The sequence below is a fragment of the Halorubrum cibi genome (assembly GCF_900182635.1).
Classification (GTDB): Archaea; Halobacteriota; Halobacteria; order Halobacteriales; family Haloferacaceae; genus Halorubrum; species Halorubrum cibi.
In genome coordinates this window covers 428,605-447,874 of the sequence record NZ_FXTD01000001.1, presented here as the reverse complement: position 1 = coordinate 447,874, position 19,270 = coordinate 428,605, and the positions used below count along the sequence as shown (strand labels likewise).

The 19,270-nt window shown below is 68.9% G+C and carries 19 protein-coding genes and 2 tRNA genes; 12 read left to right on the top strand and 9 right to left on the bottom strand.

From position 1 onward, the window contains the following. Positions 1-48: 48 nt before the first annotated feature. From FN829_RS02140 to FN829_RS02115, 7 genes are all read right to left on the bottom strand, one after another. Positions 49-1,227: an inorganic phosphate transporter gene (locus FN829_RS02140; RefSeq protein WP_142985347.1), complete on the bottom strand. Its 1,179-nt coding sequence runs from the start codon at positions 1,225-1,227 to the stop codon at positions 49-51. A 2-nt stretch (positions 1,228-1,229) separates the two neighbouring features. Further along, positions 1,230-1,358, bottom strand: coding sequence for a DUF7859 family protein (locus tag FN829_RS16340; RefSeq protein WP_281286017.1), 129 nt, complete (start codon positions 1,356-1,358; stop codon positions 1,230-1,232). Positions 1,359-1,782: 424 nt separating this feature from the next. Beyond that, on the bottom strand, positions 1,783-2,292 hold the full coding sequence (locus FN829_RS02135; protein ID WP_142985346.1) for a metallophosphoesterase: 510 nt from the start codon (positions 2,290-2,292) through the stop codon (positions 1,783-1,785). Positions 2,293-2,366: 74 nt separating this feature from the next. Then, positions 2,367-3,992 (bottom strand): preprotein translocase subunit SecD, encoded by a 1,626-nt coding sequence (locus FN829_RS02130; protein ID WP_142985345.1) that lies wholly within the window; start codon positions 3,990-3,992, stop codon positions 2,367-2,369. Continuing rightward, positions 3,992-4,876 (bottom strand): protein translocase subunit SecF, encoded by an 885-nt coding sequence (gene secF, locus FN829_RS02125; protein ID WP_142985344.1) that lies wholly within the window; start codon positions 4,874-4,876, stop codon positions 3,992-3,994. Before secF ends, FN829_RS02130 begins: the two co-directional genes overlap by 1 nt. An 82-nt stretch (positions 4,877-4,958) precedes the next feature. Then, positions 4,959-5,429, bottom strand: a complete 471-nt coding sequence (locus FN829_RS02120) for a DUF5812 family protein (RefSeq protein ID WP_142985343.1) — start codon at positions 5,427-5,429, stop codon at positions 4,959-4,961. An 8-nt stretch (positions 5,430-5,437) separates the two neighbouring features. Next, positions 5,438-5,983: a hypothetical protein gene (locus FN829_RS02115; protein ID WP_142985342.1), complete on the bottom strand. Its 546-nt coding sequence runs from the start codon at positions 5,981-5,983 to the stop codon at positions 5,438-5,440. A gap of 75 nt (positions 5,984-6,058) precedes the next feature. Here FN829_RS02115 and FN829_RS02110 point away from each other — a divergent pair, with 75 nt between their 5' ends. Beyond that, the gene (locus FN829_RS02110; protein WP_142985341.1) at positions 6,059-6,667 is read left to right on the top strand and encodes an undecaprenyl diphosphate synthase family protein; all 609 of its coding nucleotides are present in this window, start codon (positions 6,059-6,061) and stop codon (positions 6,665-6,667) included. A 33-nt stretch (positions 6,668-6,700) separates the two neighbouring features. Here the strand turns inward: FN829_RS02110 and FN829_RS02105 are convergent, their stop codons facing one another. After that, positions 6,701-7,879, bottom strand: coding sequence for an inorganic phosphate transporter (locus FN829_RS02105; RefSeq protein ID WP_142985340.1), 1,179 nt, complete (start codon positions 7,877-7,879; stop codon positions 6,701-6,703). A 267-nt stretch (positions 7,880-8,146) separates the two neighbouring features. Beyond that, positions 8,147-8,217, bottom strand: a tRNA-Gly gene (locus FN829_RS02100). 205 nt (positions 8,218-8,422) lie between these two features. Between FN829_RS02100 and FN829_RS02095 the strand changes: the two genes are divergently transcribed. From FN829_RS02095 to FN829_RS02045, 11 genes are all read left to right on the top strand, one after another. After that, positions 8,423-9,088 carry a DUF7114 family protein gene (locus FN829_RS02095; protein WP_142985339.1) on the top strand — a complete coding sequence of 222 codons (666 nt, stop codon included), beginning with the start codon at positions 8,423-8,425 and terminating at the stop codon, positions 9,086-9,088. A gap of 73 nt (positions 9,089-9,161) precedes the next feature. After that, a tRNA-Thr gene (locus FN829_RS02090) sits at positions 9,162-9,233 on the top strand. Between the two features lie 357 nt (positions 9,234-9,590). Beyond that, entirely contained in the window at positions 9,591-9,872 is a 282-nt protein-coding gene (locus FN829_RS02085) for a ribbon-helix-helix domain-containing protein (RefSeq protein ID WP_142985338.1), read from the top strand. Continuing rightward, positions 9,865-10,149: a type II toxin-antitoxin system RelE family toxin gene (locus tag FN829_RS02080; RefSeq protein WP_142985337.1), complete on the top strand. Its 285-nt coding sequence runs from the start codon at positions 9,865-9,867 to the stop codon at positions 10,147-10,149. Before FN829_RS02085 ends, FN829_RS02080 begins: the two co-directional genes overlap by 8 nt. Positions 10,150-10,454: 305 nt before the next feature. Further along, entirely contained in the window at positions 10,455-11,249 is a 795-nt protein-coding gene (locus FN829_RS02075) for a DICT sensory domain-containing protein (protein ID WP_142985336.1), read from the top strand. 362 nt (positions 11,250-11,611) lie between these two features. Then, positions 11,612-13,381: an ABC transporter substrate-binding protein gene (locus tag FN829_RS02070; protein ID WP_142985445.1), complete on the top strand. Its 1,770-nt coding sequence runs from the start codon at positions 11,612-11,614 to the stop codon at positions 13,379-13,381. Between the two features lie 16 nt (positions 13,382-13,397). Further along, positions 13,398-14,354: an ABC transporter permease gene (locus FN829_RS02065; RefSeq protein WP_142985335.1), complete on the top strand. Its 957-nt coding sequence runs from the start codon at positions 13,398-13,400 to the stop codon at positions 14,352-14,354. After that, the gene (locus FN829_RS02060) at positions 14,347-15,579 is read left to right on the top strand and encodes an ABC transporter permease (RefSeq protein ID WP_246066421.1); all 1,233 of its coding nucleotides are present in this window, start codon (positions 14,347-14,349) and stop codon (positions 15,577-15,579) included. The genes FN829_RS02065 and FN829_RS02060 overlap by 8 nt, the downstream gene beginning before the upstream one ends. Then, entirely contained in the window at positions 15,576-16,649 is a 1,074-nt protein-coding gene (locus FN829_RS02055) for an ABC transporter ATP-binding protein (RefSeq protein WP_142985334.1), read from the top strand. The genes FN829_RS02060 and FN829_RS02055 overlap by 4 nt, the downstream gene beginning before the upstream one ends. Further along, positions 16,642-17,952 (top strand): ABC transporter ATP-binding protein, encoded by a 1,311-nt coding sequence (locus tag FN829_RS02050; protein WP_142985333.1) that lies wholly within the window; start codon positions 16,642-16,644, stop codon positions 17,950-17,952. Before FN829_RS02055 ends, FN829_RS02050 begins: the two co-directional genes overlap by 8 nt. Positions 17,953-18,149: 197 nt before the next feature. Beyond that, a complete protein-coding gene (locus tag FN829_RS02045) occupies positions 18,150-19,157 on the top strand; it encodes a zinc-dependent alcohol dehydrogenase (RefSeq protein ID WP_142985332.1) in 1,008 nt (335 codons plus the stop codon). The last annotated feature ends 113 nt before the right edge of the window (positions 19,158-19,270 follow it).

The following is a 19,270-nucleotide window of genomic DNA, read 5'->3' as shown; positions in this document are numbered from 1 at the left end:
GTCACGCCTTCCGCTTCGGACGGCCGATCGGAGGCCCCGCCCCACCGATCACAACGCCAACCGGACGACCGAGTAGACGCCGAACCCGAGCGCCAGCGACCCGGCGAGCGACGCGACCCACGCGAGCACGGTGTACCCCATCTTCGACCGGCTCACGCCGGCGTCGCCCGCGGCGTATCCCGCGCCGACGATCGCCGAGACGATGATCTCGTTGAACGAGACGGGGATTCCGAACGCGACCGCGGTCTGCGCGATGGCGAACGACGGGATGAGCGCCGAGATCGACCGCCGCGGCCCCATCGAGGCGTAGTCCTGTGAGATCGCCTTGATCATCCGCGGCGCGCCGGTCCACGACCCTGCGAGCAGGCCGACGCCGCCGCCGACCAGCAGCGCCCACAGCGGCACGCCCACCTCGGAGAAGATCGGCACGAGCGGCCCGATCGCGAGACCGACCTGTGACCCGCCGGCGGAGAACGCCACGAGCCCCCCCATCACGAGCAGGAAGCGGCGCTGTGCGCCCTCGCGGTCCCGGCCGATGTCGACGTACACCGCGGCCGCGACGAGCGCGGCCATCGCGACCGTGGCGGCGAGGACGCCGACTCCGCCGGGGACGCCGAGTTCGACGGAGACCGCCTCGGCGATCGACGCCTGCTCGCCGTCGGGACCGAGCAGCGCGAACCCGACGTTGGCGACGATCGCGCCGACGACGCCGGCCAGCGCCGCCGTGAGCGCGCGCTCCGGGAGGCGGTCGCCGATCAGGGTCCGGGCGACGCCGTAGGCGATCCCGCCGCCGACGAACGGGGTGAGTACCCACAGCGTGAGGATCTCGGTGTACTTCGGCCACGCGGGGTCGCCGCCCATCGCGAGGCCCACGCCGACGACCGCGCCGGTGACGGTAAACGCGGTCGCGATCGGGTATCCCGCGAAGACGCCGATCGCGACGAGGATCGCGGCGGTGACGAGCGCGACGATGGCCGCGGTGGCGGTGAGCGTGACCCCGCCGATCAGCTCGGTGCCGACCGCCTCGGTGACGTTCGCTCCTTGGAGGATCGCGCCGAAGAGGCCGAGGACGCCGACGACGAGGCCGGCTCGCATCACCGAGATGGCGTTGGCCCCGACGGCCGGGGCGAACGGGGTCGATCCGGAGGAGCCGGCTCCGATCGACCACGCCATGAAGAGGCTCGCGACGCCGGCGACGAGGAGCGTGAGAGTCGTGACGACGACCATCGCTATCGCTGCCCGTCCTCGTAGCCTTCACGCAGCCCCATCAGGGTGCGCCGGACGAGAAGGAAGCCGAAGAAGAACAACCCGAGCAGACCGGCGAGAACGAGCACGAACAGCGGCTCGACCGATATCATACGACAAGTAACCGTCGGCACCGAGTTAGGCGTTTCGACCCGAAGATCGGTCGAACGCGGCGAACGGGCCGTCGATCCGGACCGTCACTAAAACGCGTCTTTGTGCCTCGAACACCTATAATACGATACCGGGACGATACCGAAGTGCGACCCCCGCTTCGGCCCTCCGCCGAGTACCGATCGACCTCGGTACCCGGGAATCGCTTCGCGATCGAGGCACACGTCCGCCCTCCGTCCGCCCGGACGATCCCCCGTCGTCCGGGCGGTCGACGCCTCTGGGACGACGGTCGTTCCCCCGACGACCGCCGATCCGACCGGCCGAAGCGGGGAGTCGCGGCCGTCCGTCCCCGCCGCGTCCGACCGATCCCCCTCCGTCGAGACGCGGGACGGACGCGTGCGCTCTTCCTCTCGAACGCGACCGACGCTACGTCTCGATCCGGAACCGCTCGAACACCTCGCCGGCGGGCGTGACGAGCCGACCGTCGAGCCCGCCGTCCGCCGGCTCGAGTTCCGCGTGGGCCGGGCGGTTCCCCCGCGGCTGCGCGTGGCTCCCCGGGTTCAGGATCGGGACCGCGGGCGAGTCGTCGAAGCGCGGACGGTGGCTGTGTCCGCAGACGACGGCGTCGGCGTCGCGGCCGCGAGCGAGCATGACGAGGCCGGTGTCGCCGCTTCGGTGTCTGTGCGTCACCGCGAGGCGGACGCCGCCGAACTCGACGGTGCGGACCTCCGGGAGCCGCTCGCGGATCGCCGCTCCGTCGTTGTTGCCGAACACGGCACGGAGGGAGTCACTCGCCCGCTCGAACGCGTCGAGGACGGGCTCGCGGTAGAAGTCGCCCGCGTGGACGACGACCTCGGCCGCTTCGACCGCCTCGCGGGTCCGACCGCGGAGCTTCGGGTCGTCGGTGCTGTGGGTGTCCGAGACGACGACGAGCATGCCGTCGGGTTCCGGCGCGCGGCGGTTAAGCGTCGCGGGTCGACGGACCGCGTGAGCGAACCGGCGACGGATCGCTACCGGACCGTCAACAGCCGCCGGAGGATGTCGCCGTAGGCGGGCCGCGTGATCAACACGCCGATGAGCACGCCGAGGATGGTGAAGATCGCGAACCCGGAGAGATCGCCGAGGCTCAACACCATCAGCGGCGACATGGCGACGATCGTCGTCGCCGCGGCCGCGCCGATCACCCAGAACGCCCGGCGGAACCGCGAGTCGAACACCGTCCGGGAGTTGACCTCGCCCTCGCTCATCACCTCGTCGGCGATGATCACGAGGTCGTCGACGCCCGTCCCGACCACGGCGATGAAGCCGGCGATCACCGCGAGTTCCAGCGGGTAGCCGACGAGCGCGGCGAACCCGAGCAGCGCGTACACCTCGGCCAGTGCGGTGACGATCATCGGAAGCGCCACCTTCGGCTCGCGGTAGCGGAGGAACACCACGCCCGCGACCGCGAACACCGCGAAGACCCCGGCGATCGCGGAGTAGAGCCGGAAGTTCTCCCCCTGCGTCGCGGAGATCGTCGAGGAGGTCCCCTGCCCGCTGATGTCCAGCTCGGCGGGAAGCGCGCCCGCCCGGAGGTTGATCGAGATGGTCTGTGCGTCGGCGAAGGAGGTGGTCGTCAGCCGGAAGTTCCCGCTGTCGGCCCAGCCCCCGCTCGCCATGCTCCGTGCGAGGCCGTCGTCCATCCCGAACGCGTTGACGACCTCACCGTCGACGACGAGCAACAGACAGGAGTCGCTGGACTCGCCGAGCGAGTTCGTCTCGAGGTCGTAGTTACAGCGCGCGCCGCCGGAAGCGCTCGCGACGCCGTACTCGACGACCGCGTCCTGGAACTGGACGGCCGGCGATCGCTGGCCCTCGGGGGCCTCGTTGACGACCGAGACCGGTACGTACGCGCCGGACCCCGCCTCCCGCCTACTCGCGGTTCCGATGTTCTCGAAGTCGTCCTGGGCGAGGATCCCGTCGGTTCTCGCGGTGCCGTCGCTCGCGTCCGCGTCGGGGTACGCGATGGCGATCTCGACGGTCCCGCGCTCCTCGAGGAGGTCGATCACGTCCTGGCGGCCCTGTCCGGGCACCTCGACGAGGATGAAGTACTCGCCGGTGATCGACTGGACCTGCTGAACGCTACCGCCCGAGAGGCCCGCCTCGTTGATCTTCCCCTGGATGACCTCCACCGCCGCGTCGCGGGTCTCCTGGGTCACGCCGCTTCGGATCGTGTCGTAGGCATACCCCGAGGCGTCCATCGCCGCGCGGAACTCGCTCTCGCTCACCGACGTGTCGGTGACCTCCACGGCACCGGCCCCGTCGGAGCCGGTCCCCTCGTCGTCGCGGACCGCGTCGACCTCGCGGGTCGAGACGCCCTCCAGCTCGGCGGCGACGTCGCTCGCGACCTGCGTCGGTGTCTCGCCCGCGAAGTCGACGCCCGTCGCGGTGTAGCCGAGGAGCGGCGCGCGGATGCGGGTCCCGCCCGCCAGATCGAGGCCGTACTGGAGGTTCGTTATCCCCTGCGTCGCGTTCTCGGCGGACTCGCCCGGCGCAGTCTCGGGAGCGAACTGCGGGGCGAAGAGCGCGACCGTCGCGCCGAGCACGACGACGACGAGGAGCAGCACGCGCCAGTTCTCCTTGATGGGCTCGAACATCAGCGTTTCACCCCCTCGAACTTGTACCAGCGCAACAGCGCCACGTTCAGCAGGTACGTGTTCATCAGGTCCGCACAGAGCCCGATCGCGAGGATGATCCCGATGTCACGCAGGAGGCCGACGCCGAAGACCGTCGCGACGATCGCCATCACGAGCATCGCGGCGATGGAGGTGACTGTCATCGTCACCCCGGTCCGCATCGCGCGGCTCACCGACTCGTAGAACTCGCCGGTCCGGCGCAACACGGAGTTGTTCAACAGGATGTCCGAGTCGACGCTGTACCCGATGATCATGAGGAGGGCGGCGACGATGCCGAGCGTCATCTCGATGCCGAGGAGGTTCATCGCGGCGACGGGGATCACGAGGTCCGAGAAGGCGGAGGCGACGACCGCGATGGAGGGGACGAACGTCCGGAACAGCGCGAAGACGAGCACGCTCATTCCGAGGAACGCGAGCGCGAGCCCGAAGATCGTCGTCCGCGCCGTGTCGGACGCGAAGCTCGGCGACACCTGGTCAATCGCCTCGACCGACAGCCCCGCCGCGTCCGCCTGCGATTCCAGATCGCTCGCCAGTCCCTCCGGGTCGTCGGCGGCCGCGCGGAAGGTCACGACGTACACGTCGTCGGCGGGGATCGAGCGGATCGAGTCGGGTTCGCGGTCGAACGCGGTTTCGATCCGTTCCTCGACGTCTCCGCCCGCGTCATCGGCGACTCGGAGCTCCACGCCGCCGGTGAACTCCAACCCGAGGGTCGCCGGCGCGCCCGTGACGGCGTACCACCCGCCGATGACGAGCACCGCGAGCGCGAGCACCGCCAGTGGCACGAGCACGAGCTGCCGGTTCGAGTACTCGGTGTAATCGACCTCCGGTACCTCGATCGCTGTCATGAAACGGGTTCGTCCGTGAGCCCGAATAAGCCTTCTTATCTCTCGAGTCCGTCGAAAACGGAAGTGCGAACCGATCGGGCGTTCAGGGCAGATACCGAACGCTGAGTACGCCGGGCTCCGCCCTGACCTCGACGCGGTTCACGCCGAGCCGCGCGGCCCGCGAGAGCGTTCCCTCTCGGTCCGAGAGCACGTCGTCGGCCGCCTCCTCGGTCGCGTCCTCGGGCGGAGACAGCACGTGGATCTCGCCGATGCCGGCGCGCGGCTCGCGGGTCAACTCCCCCGTCCCGAGGTCGGTCGCGAGTTCGCGTTCGTGAACCGTCGGCGGTTCCTCGCTCCGTTCGAGCGAGAGCGACCGCCGCTCCTCGAGTTCGATCACCCGATAGGTGACCTCCATCGGCGGGTCGGGCGCGACGGTCGCCTCGACGGCGTCGTCGACCGCCAGCCCCGGATTCGAGCTCAGCGTGTGGACCTGCCCGTCGTGAGCGTCCTTCAGCACCGCGGAGTCCTCCTCGACGTGGGTGACGAGGAACGTTCCCTCCTTTTCGTCGGTCATCGTCGGTGCTAGGTCGCCGAGCCATTTCCGGGTTTCGAGCCGTCCTCGACGTCGCCCCGGAGCCGGTAGTGCGTCCAGAACACGACCGCGGCGGCGAGGACGGGAAACAGCGCCCCGACCGGTCGCGGGAGCGCGTACAGCGCCGACAGCAGCACGGACTCGGTCGGGTCGCGCAGGTCCGCTGGCGCGGTGACGATCAGTCCGAGGTACAGCGAGGCCAAGAAGAGAAATCCCGCGTACGCCAGCTTCCGGTCGTAGCCGGCCGCGACGGGGAGCTCCCGACGGTGTCGGCGGGCGACGAAGAGCAGCGGGGCCAAAAGCGGGGCGACCGCGGCGAAGCCGAGAACGACGTACAACGAGCGCGTGAACAGGTACGTCCCGCTCGGGACGCCGGCAGTCTCGGCCATCCAGACGACGAGCGCGAGCGTGACGACGAGCGCGATGGCCGCGGTCGCCAGCGCGCCGATAACCCCGTAGACCCGCATCGTCCACGAGTCGGTGTTGCGGATCGCGTACGGGACCGCGCCGAACACCCCCCGGTAGCTGTCGATCATCACGCGCCCTTGGGGCGACGGTCGATTAAACCCCTCGTCCGCGAGCTTTTACACCCCGCGGGGCGATCGACGACCGTGGGTCTCTACGACGCGTACCTCGGCGTTCGCCACCGGCTCCACGAGGGGGAACCCCCGGAGCACGTCGCGATCGTCATCACCGAGCGCGACCTGCTCGCCGACGGCGCGTTCGACACCCTCGCCGCGGCGCTCGGCTGGGCGTTCGACTACGGGGCCGAGCGGGTGACCGTCTCCGTCTCCGTGCTGGACGAGGCGGTGGTCCCCTCGCTCGTTCGAGAGCTTCGGGACCTGGACGCACCGCGACGGATGTCGGTCCGCGGACCGGACGACACCGAATCGGTTGACGCCCCGATCCGAATGAACGTCGGCCTCGGCGGGAAAGCCGAGTTCGCCGCCGCGGTCCGCGACATCGCGACCGACGTAGACGCCGGCGAGTTGCGCCCCGAGGAGATCGACGAAGCGGCCGTCACGGACCGTCTCGTGTTCCCGACGGAACCCGATCTGGTGATCAAAACCGGCGCGGAGCGGCTCTCCGACTTCGCCATCTGGCAGTCGGTGTACGCCGAACTCTACTTCACCGACGTGAACTGGCGTGACTTCCGGCGGCGGGACTACCTGCGGGCCGTCCTCGACTTCCAGGACAGACAGCGTCGGTTCGGGCGGTAAGGGGGGCGACTCGCCGCGACCCGGATCCCCGTCTCACCAAACGAACCGGAACAACAGCCCGAACGCGACGAGCGCGCCGAGCGTCGAGAGCAGCGGGACGACGTTCTGTAACACCACGATCCGGGCGGTCGTCGACGGGTTGAACAGGTCCGCCGCCGCCGGGATGTCCGCGGGGTCCTCCTCGCCGATGCCCTCCGGTTCGTCGCCGGGTTCGTCGGCCTTCAGCGCGCCGACGGAGACGTTGGTCTCCGCCTCGCCGCGGATCCCCTGGCCGACGGTGGCCGTCCGGGTCGCGCGACCCCAGCCGAGCCCGACGATCGACATCGTCGCGATGATGACGAACGAGGCGGGGATCCCGATGGCCGAGAGGCCGACGACGATCCCCGAGGAGACGACCGCGACGACGATCGCGGCGGTGAGCGGGAGGTCGGTGATGTCGTTGCCGAGGGTGTCGAGGGTGCGCCGCGCGATGGTGAACGCGCCGACCGCCACGGCCGCGCTCCCGAGGAGGATCATGGGGTTCATGTCGACGACTCCCGCACCGACGAGCGGCGCGATCGCGTTCGCGATGTTGGAAGTCCCCGAGGAGAACGCCATCAGACAGCCGATGGCGACGACGACGACCGCGCCGCCGACCTCCCGGCGGGTCGTGTTCGGGCCGAGCGTCGGCCGCGGAACGGCCCCCGATCGCTCGTACTCCAGCAGCGGTCCGTCGGTGGTGTCGATCGCCACCCACTGGTTGATCCGCGGGTAGAAGTAGCGGCCGATGACGCCCGAGACCCAGAAGCCGATGATCGGCGCGACGATCCACCAGACCGCGATCTCGCCCATCACGCTCCAGTCGAGGCTACCGGTCGCGACGCCGAGCCCGGCTATCGCGCCCACGGCCGTCATCGACGTCGACGCCGGAACGCCGTAGTAGTTTCCGACGAAGAGCGCGCCGCCGATGAAGAACAGCACGACGATGCTCGTCTCGAGGGTGAAGACGCCGCCGCGCGTGACGAGTTCCCGTCCCAGCGTGTCGACCACGCGTCGCCCGAGCGTTCCCGCGCCGATGAAGAAGAACACCGACATCAGCGCGGCGGCCCCGACCTTCGAGAGGACGCCGGCACCGACCGCGGGCCCGAACGCCGGCCCCGTCGTCGAGCCGCCGACGTTGTATCCGACGAACACCGTGACCGCCAAGCCGACGACGAGAAGAAGTTCGACCATATACCCGATCGGAGTGTACTCTCACGGTTAAGCCGTCCGTTTTCCGGAAACATACGCCGCCGAAACGGCGCGGACACGGCCGCGAGACGCCCCGTACTCGGTCGTCGATGTCAGTCAACGAAACATCTGATCGAAGGGAGTGCACCGGCCGAGATTTGAACTCAGAATCAGACGTGCTCGCTCACGGCTCGCTTCGCTCGCCAGTTCGCTGCGCGCGACTGATAGCGTTCAAATCACTCGGTGATTTCTCTCACTACGTTCGAGAAATGCACCGGCCGAGATTTGAACTCGGGTTGCAACCATGGCAAGGTTGCGTGATACCACTACACTACCGGTGCGTGCTTCGCATTGGGAGATGGTCGGGACGGATATTTAAATCTGTCACATCGGGACGGCGCCCGGATCACCGACGGTTCGCTCCCGGATCGATCGGGGTACGGGCCGCGGTGACGGTCGTCGATCGGACGGGTCGCGGTCAGGACCGTCGCCGTCGCGTGGGCGGTTTCCAAAGGTCTTTGCCCTTGCCTGCCGAACGGATCGCTAATGGACGATGTCGCGCGGGCGCGTGATGCCGCACGCGAGGCGCTCGCGAACGTCGAGCCCGAACGCCTCCGTGAGACCCTCGACGACCGCCTCGTCGACGCCGCGGTAACTCCCGGTGTCCTCTCGCTCGTCACCGCCCGCGCGCTCGACCCCGAGGTCGACCTCGAGGAAGTCGTCGACCGGGCCGCGGGCGTCCAACTCATCTACGAGGGGCTCCGGCTCACGCGGTGGCTCGCCCACGAGGAGCCGTGGGCGACCGCCGCCACCCGCGAGTCCGACATCGACGCCGACATGGACGTGCTGGCCGCGGACGTGCTCGTCTCCCGCGGGTTCTCGCTTCTCGCACACACCGGCGCGGCGGCCGCGGCCGTCGAGGTCGTGCGCGCGTTCGGCCGCGACCAGACGGAACGCGAGGCGGAGGGCGTCGATCCCGCCGAGGCGGCGGCGCTCGATCGGAACCTCGAGGTCGACGCCCTCGAACTCGCGGTCGTCGCGGGCACCACCGCGGTCGGCGGCGACCCGCCGGCGGAGCTGCTCGAGTACGCCCGCGAACTCGCCGCCGACTGCGACCGGGAGTTCCCGCCGCCGGGACGGGCGCTGCCCGAGACGACCGCCGACCGCATCGCCGACATCTCCGACCGGGCTGTGAGCGCGACCGACCGGTAGGCGTGGAATCAGACGACACGGACGGTGTGGATCGAAACCCCTAAAGTCGGTTCCGGTCAACGACGTATTGCGCGCCTGGGTAGCTTAGCGGTAAAGCGCGTCCTTGGTAAGGACGAGACCCCGGGTTCAAATCCCGGCCTAGGCTCTTTCTACTGTACACTCTTTGTACGCACACTTTTCTGACTACGATCGCTTGAACGAAACCCGTTCAAGATTCGCTTCTCTCGCTAAACAGGGAACTCCTCGCCGTAATGCGATTCGGTGAATTGTCAGTACTCACAAATTAATTCACGGACAGCGCCGGTATTGCCCCGAGATCGACCGGAGGCGCGTCCCCTCAAGCGACACCCCTGATTTCGTTAATCCACACTCACAGGACGGACGATGAACCGTAGTCAGGAACGTGATAGAAATGCCCCTCGATGCGGCTATCCACGTCGGTTACGCGGTGAGTGATGTTCCGCCGAAACGACTATCGGTAAGACCAGCGTATTACGTCTATATGTCTGAAGCAGCCACGAACGACGACGACGGCGGGGACGACATCGCCACGGTGAATTTCAAACTCACCGAGTCGTTCCTCGAACAGATAGACGATACGTGGCAGGGACGCGGGTTCAACAGTCGGAGCGAGTTCATCCGGTACACGCTTCGGGACGCCGTCGAGTTCCCGACGTTCGACCGCGACGAACTCGTCGCCCTGCTCGAAGCCGAGGAGGACATCCGCGAGGGACGAACGACGAGCGCCGAGGAAGCCCGCGAACGGTTCGGCACGGATGAGTGAGGGCGGGTGGACCTGGGAACTCTCCTCGACGGCCGAAGACGACCTCGACGGACTCTCCCCCGCCGACCAAGACCGGATACTCGACAAGCTCGATGAGATCGTCTCCTCGCCGTGGCGCGACCCGCCGGATTACGGCGAGCCGCTCCAGAACAGCCCGTACAAAAAGATACGCATCGGGGAGTTCCGGCTCTCCGTGAGCTTCAGGCAGGACGACCGACGGCTCGTCGTCGCACGTATCAAACGTCGTGGCGGCGCGTACACCGCTGACGACGACTGAGTGACGAAAACCCCTCGATACGGCGAGATATGGGGGAAGGATTCGGTGGATTTGGCACCGGTGGTCGTCGGCCGTGAACCACGTCATCGAGGTGGACTGTTCCTTCTGTCCCTCGGTGTAGAGTTCGGAAAGTACAGCAGAAGAACCGAGAACGTCAAACGCCGCACAGTCTTGCGATCCCAGAAAGTATCGTAGCACACGAAAAGACACGTGTCCGATGACGGATCCGTCCGATTTGCGGAGTTTTCCCCGTGGACAAACACTATAGGTGAGGCTCGCCCGGATCGAACCGGGAGAGATTCATGATGGACCCGGACTCCTTGCGCGCGTTCTTCGAGGAGATCGAAGCCCCCGATCGGTCCCTCGTCGTGCTCAACCGGTCGTCGCCGGATCCGGTCAGAGGGCTGCTCGACTCGCTGCTCGAGGGGCAGCCCGTGTCGATACGCGACGCGGAGGTCCCCGACGGCGACGCGGACGTGGTCGCGCTGGTCGAGGACGGCGAGGTGCTCGCCCACTCGACGCTCGACGAGCTGTTGGAGTCGGTGCTTCTCATCAACTCCGACCTCTACCGGACGGGCGCGATCGGCCTCGGCGAGGTCGACCTCCCCGACGTGCTCCGCGGGCTCGACGAGGTGCCGTTTAGGGTACGGGGGTACCCCGAATCCAACAAGGAGAAGCTGCTCTTGATCGTCATCTCGCGGGTGATAGAACGGATCGCGAACGAGACGGGCGGCGGGACGCTGCGGGCGTCGTTCCAGCGGCTCTCGCGGCTCAGGGACGAGCGGGGAACCTACGAGGTGTACGAGTCGGTCGCGCGAAGCGGCGTCGACGTCCACGTCTACGGCGTGGACGACGCCGACTCCGCGGAGACGCTTCCGGTGACGGTCCACACGGGTTCGTCGTACCCCTACCGCCGATCGTGGTTCGTGGTCTTCACGCCGCCGGATGGAGCCGACGCCCGGAACGGACCGAACGGCGGAAACGGGGATCACGCCGCGCTCGTCGCGCTCGAGGACGAACCGAACGTCTGGGACGGATTCTGGACGTTCCGGCCCGAACTCGTGGACCGGATCGACCGCTACATCGCCGACCGGGTCTGAGCGGACGGCGATCCGCAGCACGGACGTGTCATCTTGCTGGAAGCCGTGTCATCTCGCCGGAAGCGGTGTCGTTTCGCCGGGAACGAGCAGTCGGCGAACGGATACCCCTCCGTAACATATTATACCGGCGGGGAATTTTTCACGGCATGGCAAATCGACACGAAGCCGCCGACGAGAGTCGGCGTCTCGACCGGCGGAACCTCCTCGCGACGATCGGGGCCGCGGGGACCGCCGGGTTCGCCGGGTGCGGTGGTCTGGGGGCCACCGAACCCTCGGGGTCCGCCGGCTCCGATCCGGATGACGGCGGCCTCTTTCCCCTCTCCGTGCGTCTCGAGACCGGCGGGACGGACGAGCGCATCCGGATGGTCGAACTCATCGCGGAGTCCCTCCAGCAGACCGGGTACTTCGAGACGGAGGTGGAGACCTACGAGTGGAACGCGTACCTCGATCGGGTGATCAACCCGGAGTATCAGGGAAACGGTTACCTCCCCGCCATCGGCCTCTCCGGCACGTTCAACCCGCACAGCTTCTGTAACGTGATCCACAACTCGGCGAACGTCGGCGCGTGTTGTAATCTGACGGGGATCGCCGACCCCGAACTCGACGAGCTTCTCGACTCCGCCCGGTACGGGATCGAGGTCGTCGAGGACCCGCAGTTCCGCGCGGAGACGTACGACGAGATCTGGCGGACCCTCGCCGACGAGCGGTACACCTCCTTCACCCACTTCGGCGTGGAGACCGCCGTGTCGAACGCGGACGTCCACGGGTTCGGGATGTGGCCGTTCCAGGAGGGACTGTTCGGCTACGCCCTGTACGCGCCACAGGACGAGCAGGTCGTTTGGATCAACCGGGATCGCCGGGCCGGCGATTCGGACCTCGCGGACCTCGTCGAGGGCGGGACGCTCACGGGTGCGGTCTCGACGAACCCGAACTCGTTCGATCCGCCCCACAGCAGCGACACGACGTCGACGATGCTCCAGAACCTCCTCTTCGAGGGGCTCGTCGTCAACGACGCCGAGGGAAACGTCTACCCGTGGCTCGCCGAGCGCTACGAGCTTCGCGACGTTCGGAACGTCGACCGCACGGCCTACGAGGAGTACATGCGGACCGCGGGGACCACGGCGGAGGGCGCGGTCGACGTCGACGAACAGGTGATCGTTCGTCACCCCGAAGACGACCCCGCGACCGCCGACGAGGTTCGCGTTCTGCTCCCCGAGGACGCCCGCGAAGCGGCCGCGGACGGGACGTACGGGATGCGGTTCCGCTACGAGCTCCGGGAGGGCGTCGAGTTCCACGACGGGAGCGAGCTGACCGCCGAGGACGTCGTCGCGAGCTACGAGTACTACGAGAACTCGGCGACCGCCCCGCAGACGTTCGACTCCGTGCTCGCCGCGGTCGCGGTCGACGAGTACGTCGTCGACGTGTACGCGCAGGTCCCCGACGCCGAGGCGGAGCGTGAACTGCCGGGGATCTACGTCCTCAGCTCGGACCAGATCGCCGCCGTCGAGAAGGGCGGGATCGACCCTCGCGAGGGGGTCACGCCGATCGGAACCGGCCCGTACGAGTTCGGCGAGTTCGTCGACGAGGAGTACCTCGAGGTCGCGAGGTTCGACGACTACTGGGTCGGATCGCGGGGCGTCGAGGCGGCGTTCGAGTGGTTCGACGGCCCCGACGCGTTCCCGGACGGCCCCGTCGTCGACGGCGTGGAAGTGGAGGTCGTCCCCGACGACGCGACGCGGGCGGGTGCGCTCCGGAGCGGCGAGATAGATCTCACGTACGACGTCGCGAGCGGGACGCTCGCGGACTTCGACGACGCCGAGGGGTTCCTCGTTCACGTCGTCGAGGCCGGAGGGTACGACTACCTCCAGTATCCGGTGAACGTCGAGCCGTGGGACGACCCCCGGCTCCGGGAGGCGGTCAATCACCTGATCCCCCGTCAACGGATCGTGGACAACGTGTTGAACGGCTGGGCGGAACCCGCTTGGACGCCGATCCCGCGGATCGCTCGCGGGGCGGGGACGACCGATTACGACGCGCTCGAGGAGGCGATTCGACCGCTGAACGAGTACGACGTCGACCGCGCGGAGGAGTTGCTCGAGGAGATGGCCGCCGAGTACGGCGAGTCGTCGTGACCGCGGAGCCAGTTCGATGAGTCTCAGACGGTTCGTTCTCCGGCGCGGGCTCGCCGTGGTCCCGGTCCTGTTCGGCGTGTCGGCGGTCACCTTCGGACTGTTCCACCTGACGCCCGGAGACCCCGTCTCGCAGGTGGTCGCGTTGAACCCGGACGTGAGCGCCGCCGAGGAGGCGCGGCTCCGCGAGCGGTGGGGGCTCTCGGGGCCGGTGTGGCGGCAGTACCTCGAGTGGCTCTCGAACGTGCTCGTCGGCGATTTCGGCCGGGAGATCCGGACGGGACGGGCGGTCTCGGCCGTCGTGTGGCGGCGTGTCCCGGAAACCCTCGTCTTGGGGCTCTTCGGCTGGGTCTTCGCGGTCGCGATCGCGATCCCGACGGGGATCTACGCGGCGGTGAACAAGGGAGAGATCGGCGACCTCGCGAGTCGCGTGTTGGCGCTGTCCGGCGTCTCGATCCCGAACTTCTGGCTCGGCCTGCTGTTGATCCTCGTCTTTTCGCTGCGCCTCGGGTTGTTCCCCGTGTTACCGCCCTCGCGGCTGCCGCTGTATCACCCGGAGACGCTCCGGTACCTCCTGTTACCGGGAGTGACGATCGGGACCGCGGCGGCCGCGACCCTCACCCGCGTGATGCGGACGTCGATGGCCGAGGAGCTGAACGAGGAGTACGTCACCGCCGCGCGCGCGAGGGGACTGCCCGAGCGAACGGTCGTGTTCAAACACGTCCTGCGGAACTCGCTCGTCTCCGTCGTCACGCTCGCGGCCGCGCTGACGGCCGGCATCGTCGCCGGTTCGGTCGTCGTCGAGAGCGTGTTCAACTGGCCCGGGCTCGGTTCCGAGTTCGTTCAGGCGATCGACCGACGGGAGATCAACGTCGTGATGGCGATCACGCTCGTGACCGCCGTATGCGTCGTCCTCGCGAACTTCCTCGCGGACGTCCTGTACGCCGTGCTCGACCCGAGGATCAGGTATGACTGAGAGCGACGACGGGGCGACCGATTCGAAAGGGAACCGAATGCGCCGCCGAACCGCCGAACGAGGGCGGATCCGGATCGTCGGGTTCGACGCGGACCGCGTCCGCGAGCGCGACCCGCTCTCCGAGTGGAGCGAGGCGGGCGACGAGCCGACCGGCGAACGCGACGACGGCGCGAACGCCGGGAGCGACGGCCGCGAGAACGGCGAGAGGGTGACGAACGGCACGACGGTCGGGCGGTGGCGGCGGGGATTCCGGCGGTTCCGACGGAACCGCTCGGCGATGGTCGCCCTCGGAGTCGTCGTCGCGATGGCGCTCGTCTCGCTTCTCGCGCGGCCCGTCGAGGTCTTCGGCGTGGTCGTCCAGCCGTTCGCGCTCGCGCCCTACGACCCGACGACGATCCTCTACCTGTCCGTGGACCCGAGCGTGAGCCCGTACGACCCGCCGTCCGCGCGGTTCCCGATGGGCGTCGACGGGGCCGGTCGCGACCTGTTCTCGCGAGTCCTCGTCGGGGGTCGCTACAGCATCTCGATCGGGTTCGTGGTCGTCGGGCTGACGGCGGCGTTCGGGCTGTTCTACGGGGCGATATCGGGGTACTACGGTGGGCGGGTGGACGAGGCCATGATGCGGATCGTCGACGTGGTCTTCGCGTTCCCCGGTCTCGTGTTGGCGCTCGTCGTCGTCGCCACGCTCGGGGGCGGCTACTGGCAGCTGGTGCTCGCGTTCAGCCTCTTCGGGTGGGCCGGGTACGCCCGCCTCGTCCGCGGGGAGGTGCTGTCGATCGCGGAGCGCGACTACGTGTTGGCGGCGAAGGCGGTCGGCGCGCGCGACCGTGGCGTCATCCGCCGACACGTCGCGCCGAACGCGCTGTCGTCGCTCGTCGTGTTGGCGTCACTCAACGTCGGCAGCGTCGTGATCGGCGTCGCCGCGCTCGGCTTCCTCGGGCTCGGGATGGACCCGAGTACCGCCGAGTGGGGCACGATGCTCGACGCGACGCGCGAGACGCTGATCCGGGGGCCGGGCGGGGCGATCCCGTGGTGGGCGACGGTGTACCCCGGCGGGGCGATCTTCGTCTTCGTGCTGGCGGTGAACGTGATCGGCGACGGGATCAACGACGCGCTCGACGCGCGCGCGATCGGCGTGGATCGCGGGGGACGTGGGGGACTCGAGGGACGCGGAGACGCGCGCGACGGCGGAGGAAACCACGAGAGCCGAGGTGACGAGCCGTGACGGCCCTCCTCGAGGTCGAGGACCTGACGGCCCGGTTCGACACCGACGAGGGGATCGTCACCGCCGTCGACGGCCTCTCCTATCGGGTCGAGGCGGGCGAGACGTTCGGTGTCGTCGGCGAGAGCGGCGCGGGAAAGAGCGTGGCGGCGCGCGCGGTGCTCGGCCTGATCGACGATCCCGGACGGATCGAGCGGGGGGAGGTCCGATTCAAGGGAGAAGACCTCCTGTCGATGGACGAGTCCGAACTCCGGTCGGTCCGCGGCGATCGGATCGCGCTGGTCTTTCAGGACGCTCGCGCCGCGTTGAACCCCGTCTACACCGTCGGCGAGCAGATCGCCGAGACCGTCGAACACCACCTGGAATGCGATCCGGAAGTCGCTCGCGACCGGACGATCCGGCTTCTCGACCGCGTCGGGATACCCGACGCCGACGCCCGGTACTCGGACTATCCCCACGAGCTCTCCGGGGGCATGTGCCAGCGAGCGACGATCGCGATGGCGCTGTCGTGTGAGCCGGACCTGATCGTCGCCGACGAGCCGACGAGCGCCCTCGACGTCACCGTCGAGGCCCGGATCCTCGATCTGCTCGCCGACCTGACCGACGAGTTCGGCGTCGCGGTTCAGCTCGTCTCCCACGATCTCGGCGTGATCGCCGGAACGTGTGACCGAGCGATGGTTATGTACGCGGGCGAAGCGGTCGAGACGGCGGCGATCGAGGAGCTGTACTACGACCCCAAACACCCGTACACGGCGGGGCTGATGAGCGCGATTCCGCGCGTCGGCGACGGCCGCGATCGGCTGCCGACGATCCCGGGGACGACGCCTGACCCGATCGACGTACCCTCGGGCTGTCGCTTCCACCCCCGGTGTCCCTTCGCCGAGGAGGCGTGTACTCGAAGGAACCCGTCGCTCGTCGACCCGGAGACCGGCGAGCCGGCGACGATCGGGACCGATCGGGCGGCCGCCTGTCTCGAGTACACCGACGGCCTCGAGGGCGGGCTGGACTACTCGGTGGAGATCGACGGAGCGACGGGTGAACACGCCGAGAGAGGAGGCGACTGCGATGGGTGATTCGACCGAATCGGTCCTCCGCGTCGAGGGACTGAAGGCGCACTACGACTCGACGGACGGGTTCCTCGACCGGCTTCTCGGACGGTCGCGGACGGTGCGGGCCGTCGACGGCGTGGACTTCGAGTTACGGGAGGGCGAGACGCTCGGGATCGTCGGCGAGTCCGGCTGCGGGAAGACGACGCTCGCCCGGAGCGCGCTCCGGCTGATCGAGCCGACCGCCGGGTCGGTGTATCACCGGGGCGAGGACCTGACGGCGCTGTCGAGCCCCGATCTTCGGGACCACCGGAGGGATCTCCAGTACGTCTTTCAGGACCCGCTCTCGAGTCTGAACCCGCGACTTACCGCCGGCGACGTCGTCGGCGAGCCGCTCGAGGTCCACGGGCTCGCGACGGGCGCGGAGCGCGACGAGCGTGTCCGCGAGCTGTTGGAGACGGTTGGCTTGAAGCGGAGTCACGCGAACCGCTATCCACACGAGTTCTCCGGCGGACAGCGGCAGCGACTCGGGATCGCCCGCGCGCTCGCGGTCGATCCCGAGGTGATCGTCTGTGACGAGCCGGTGAGTGCACTCGACGCCAGCGTTCAAGCGCAGATCCTCAACCTCCTCTCGGAGCTCCAGGCGGAGTTCGGACTCTCGTACGTGTTCATCGCGCACGACCTGCGCGTGATCGAACACGTCGCCGACCGAGTGGCCGTGATGTACCTCGGGGAGTTCGTCGAGCGCGGACCGACGGAGACCGTGTTCGAACCGCCGTACCACCCGTACACCGAGGCGCTGCTCTCGGCTATCCCCGAGCCCGATCCGCAGTGGGAGCGCGACGGGGTCCGCCTCGACGGGACGGTCCCGTCACCGATCGATCCGCCCTCGGGGTGTCGGTTTCACACCCGGTGTCCGCGAATCGTTCCCGACGCCGACTACGACCTCTCCTCGGAGGTCTGGCGGGGCGTGACGGACCTGACGCTCCGGGCGCGAGAGACCGACGACGCGGCGTCGGTGACGGCCACCCGAGCCGATCCGACCGAGACGCCGTGGGAGACGTTCGACGGGTCGGTTCGCGAGGAGTTCGGCCTCCCGGGAACGCTTCCGGACGCCGACGCGGAGGGGGCGCTCGCGGAGGCGATCGCGACGCTCCACGACGGCCGAGTCGAGGCGGCCGCGGCGCTGCTCGACTCGGCGTTCACCTCGCCGTGCGAGCGACACCACCCCGCGGAGTACGAACTCGACACGGGCCACGGGATCGCCTGTCTCCGGTACGACGACGGGTTCGACGAGGAGAGCGAGACGCTCGCGGACGGACCCGAGTAGTTCACCGGCGCCCGACTCCGGTCGATCGACGCGACCGCCGTCACGGCCAACGTTTACGGTTCTCACACCCGTGGGAGACGTATGTACCCACGCACCCGCCCGCCGCACCCGCGAATCCGTCCGCTCTCGCGGACGGATCGGCCTCGACACCGGGCGATCGATCGCACCGACCCCGTCTCTCGGAGTCGGTCGCGACGATGACCGCACGCCGACTGCGGTTCACTGCGCCGCGGACGGTCGAGGTGGAGTCGGTCGCGGACCCGGTTCCGGAGAGCGACGAGGTCCGTGTTCGGACGACGGTCTCGGCGATCAGCTCCGGCACGGAGCGGCTCGTCTACCGGGGAGAGGCGCCGACGGACCTCCCGGCGGACCCGGCGCTGGAGTCGCTCGACGGCGACCTCTCGTTCCCGCTGTCGTACGGCTACGCCGCAGTCGGCGAGGTCGACGCGGTCGGCGAGGACGTCGATCCCGATTGGCGCGGACGGCGGGCGTTCGCGTTCGAGCCGCACGCGAGCGCGTTCACGGCGTCGCCGGACGAGCTCCAGCCCGTCCCCGACGGGGTCACCGACGCGCAGGCCGCGCTGTTCCCGACCGTGGAGACCGCGGTCAACTTCCTCATGGACGGGAACCCCCGGATCGGCGAGCGCGTCGGCGTGTTCGGCCAGGGGATGATCGGCCTCGCGACGGCGGCGCTGCTCGCCGACTCGTCGATCGCGGAGCTCGCCACCGTCGACGCCTGTCCCACCCGTCGAGAGCGATCCGAGCGGATCGGCGCGGACCGGAGCCTGCCCCCCGGAGCGGACGCGGTCGAGCGCCTCCGCGAGGGCGACCCCCCCGGACGGGACCTCACCTACGAGCTGAGCGGCGCGCCCGACGCCCTCGACGACGCGATCGCGGCCACCGGGTACGACGGGCGGGTCGTCGTCGGCTCGTGGTACGGGACGAAATCCGCCGAGCTCGACCTCGGACGGAGCTTCCACCGCGACCGGATCGCCGTCGAGAGCAGCCAGGTGTCGACGATCGAGCCGGCGCTCCGTGGTCGCTGGTCGCTGGAGCGACGCCGGGAGGTCGCCTGGGAGCGGCTCACGGGACTGGATCTCGACCCGATACTCACCCACCGGATCCCGTTCGCGGAGGCCGCCGACGCGTACGAACTGCTCGAGGAGCGACCCGAGGAGGCGGTCGGCGTGCTGTTGACGTACTGACCGAGATCGCAGGAGATTGCGGATTCCCACGACCGCGATTCCCGGTTTGTAGGCGGTGGCGCGTGCCTGCGAGGCCGCTTCGCGGCCGAGCAGCACTGCGCGAGGGACGCGGC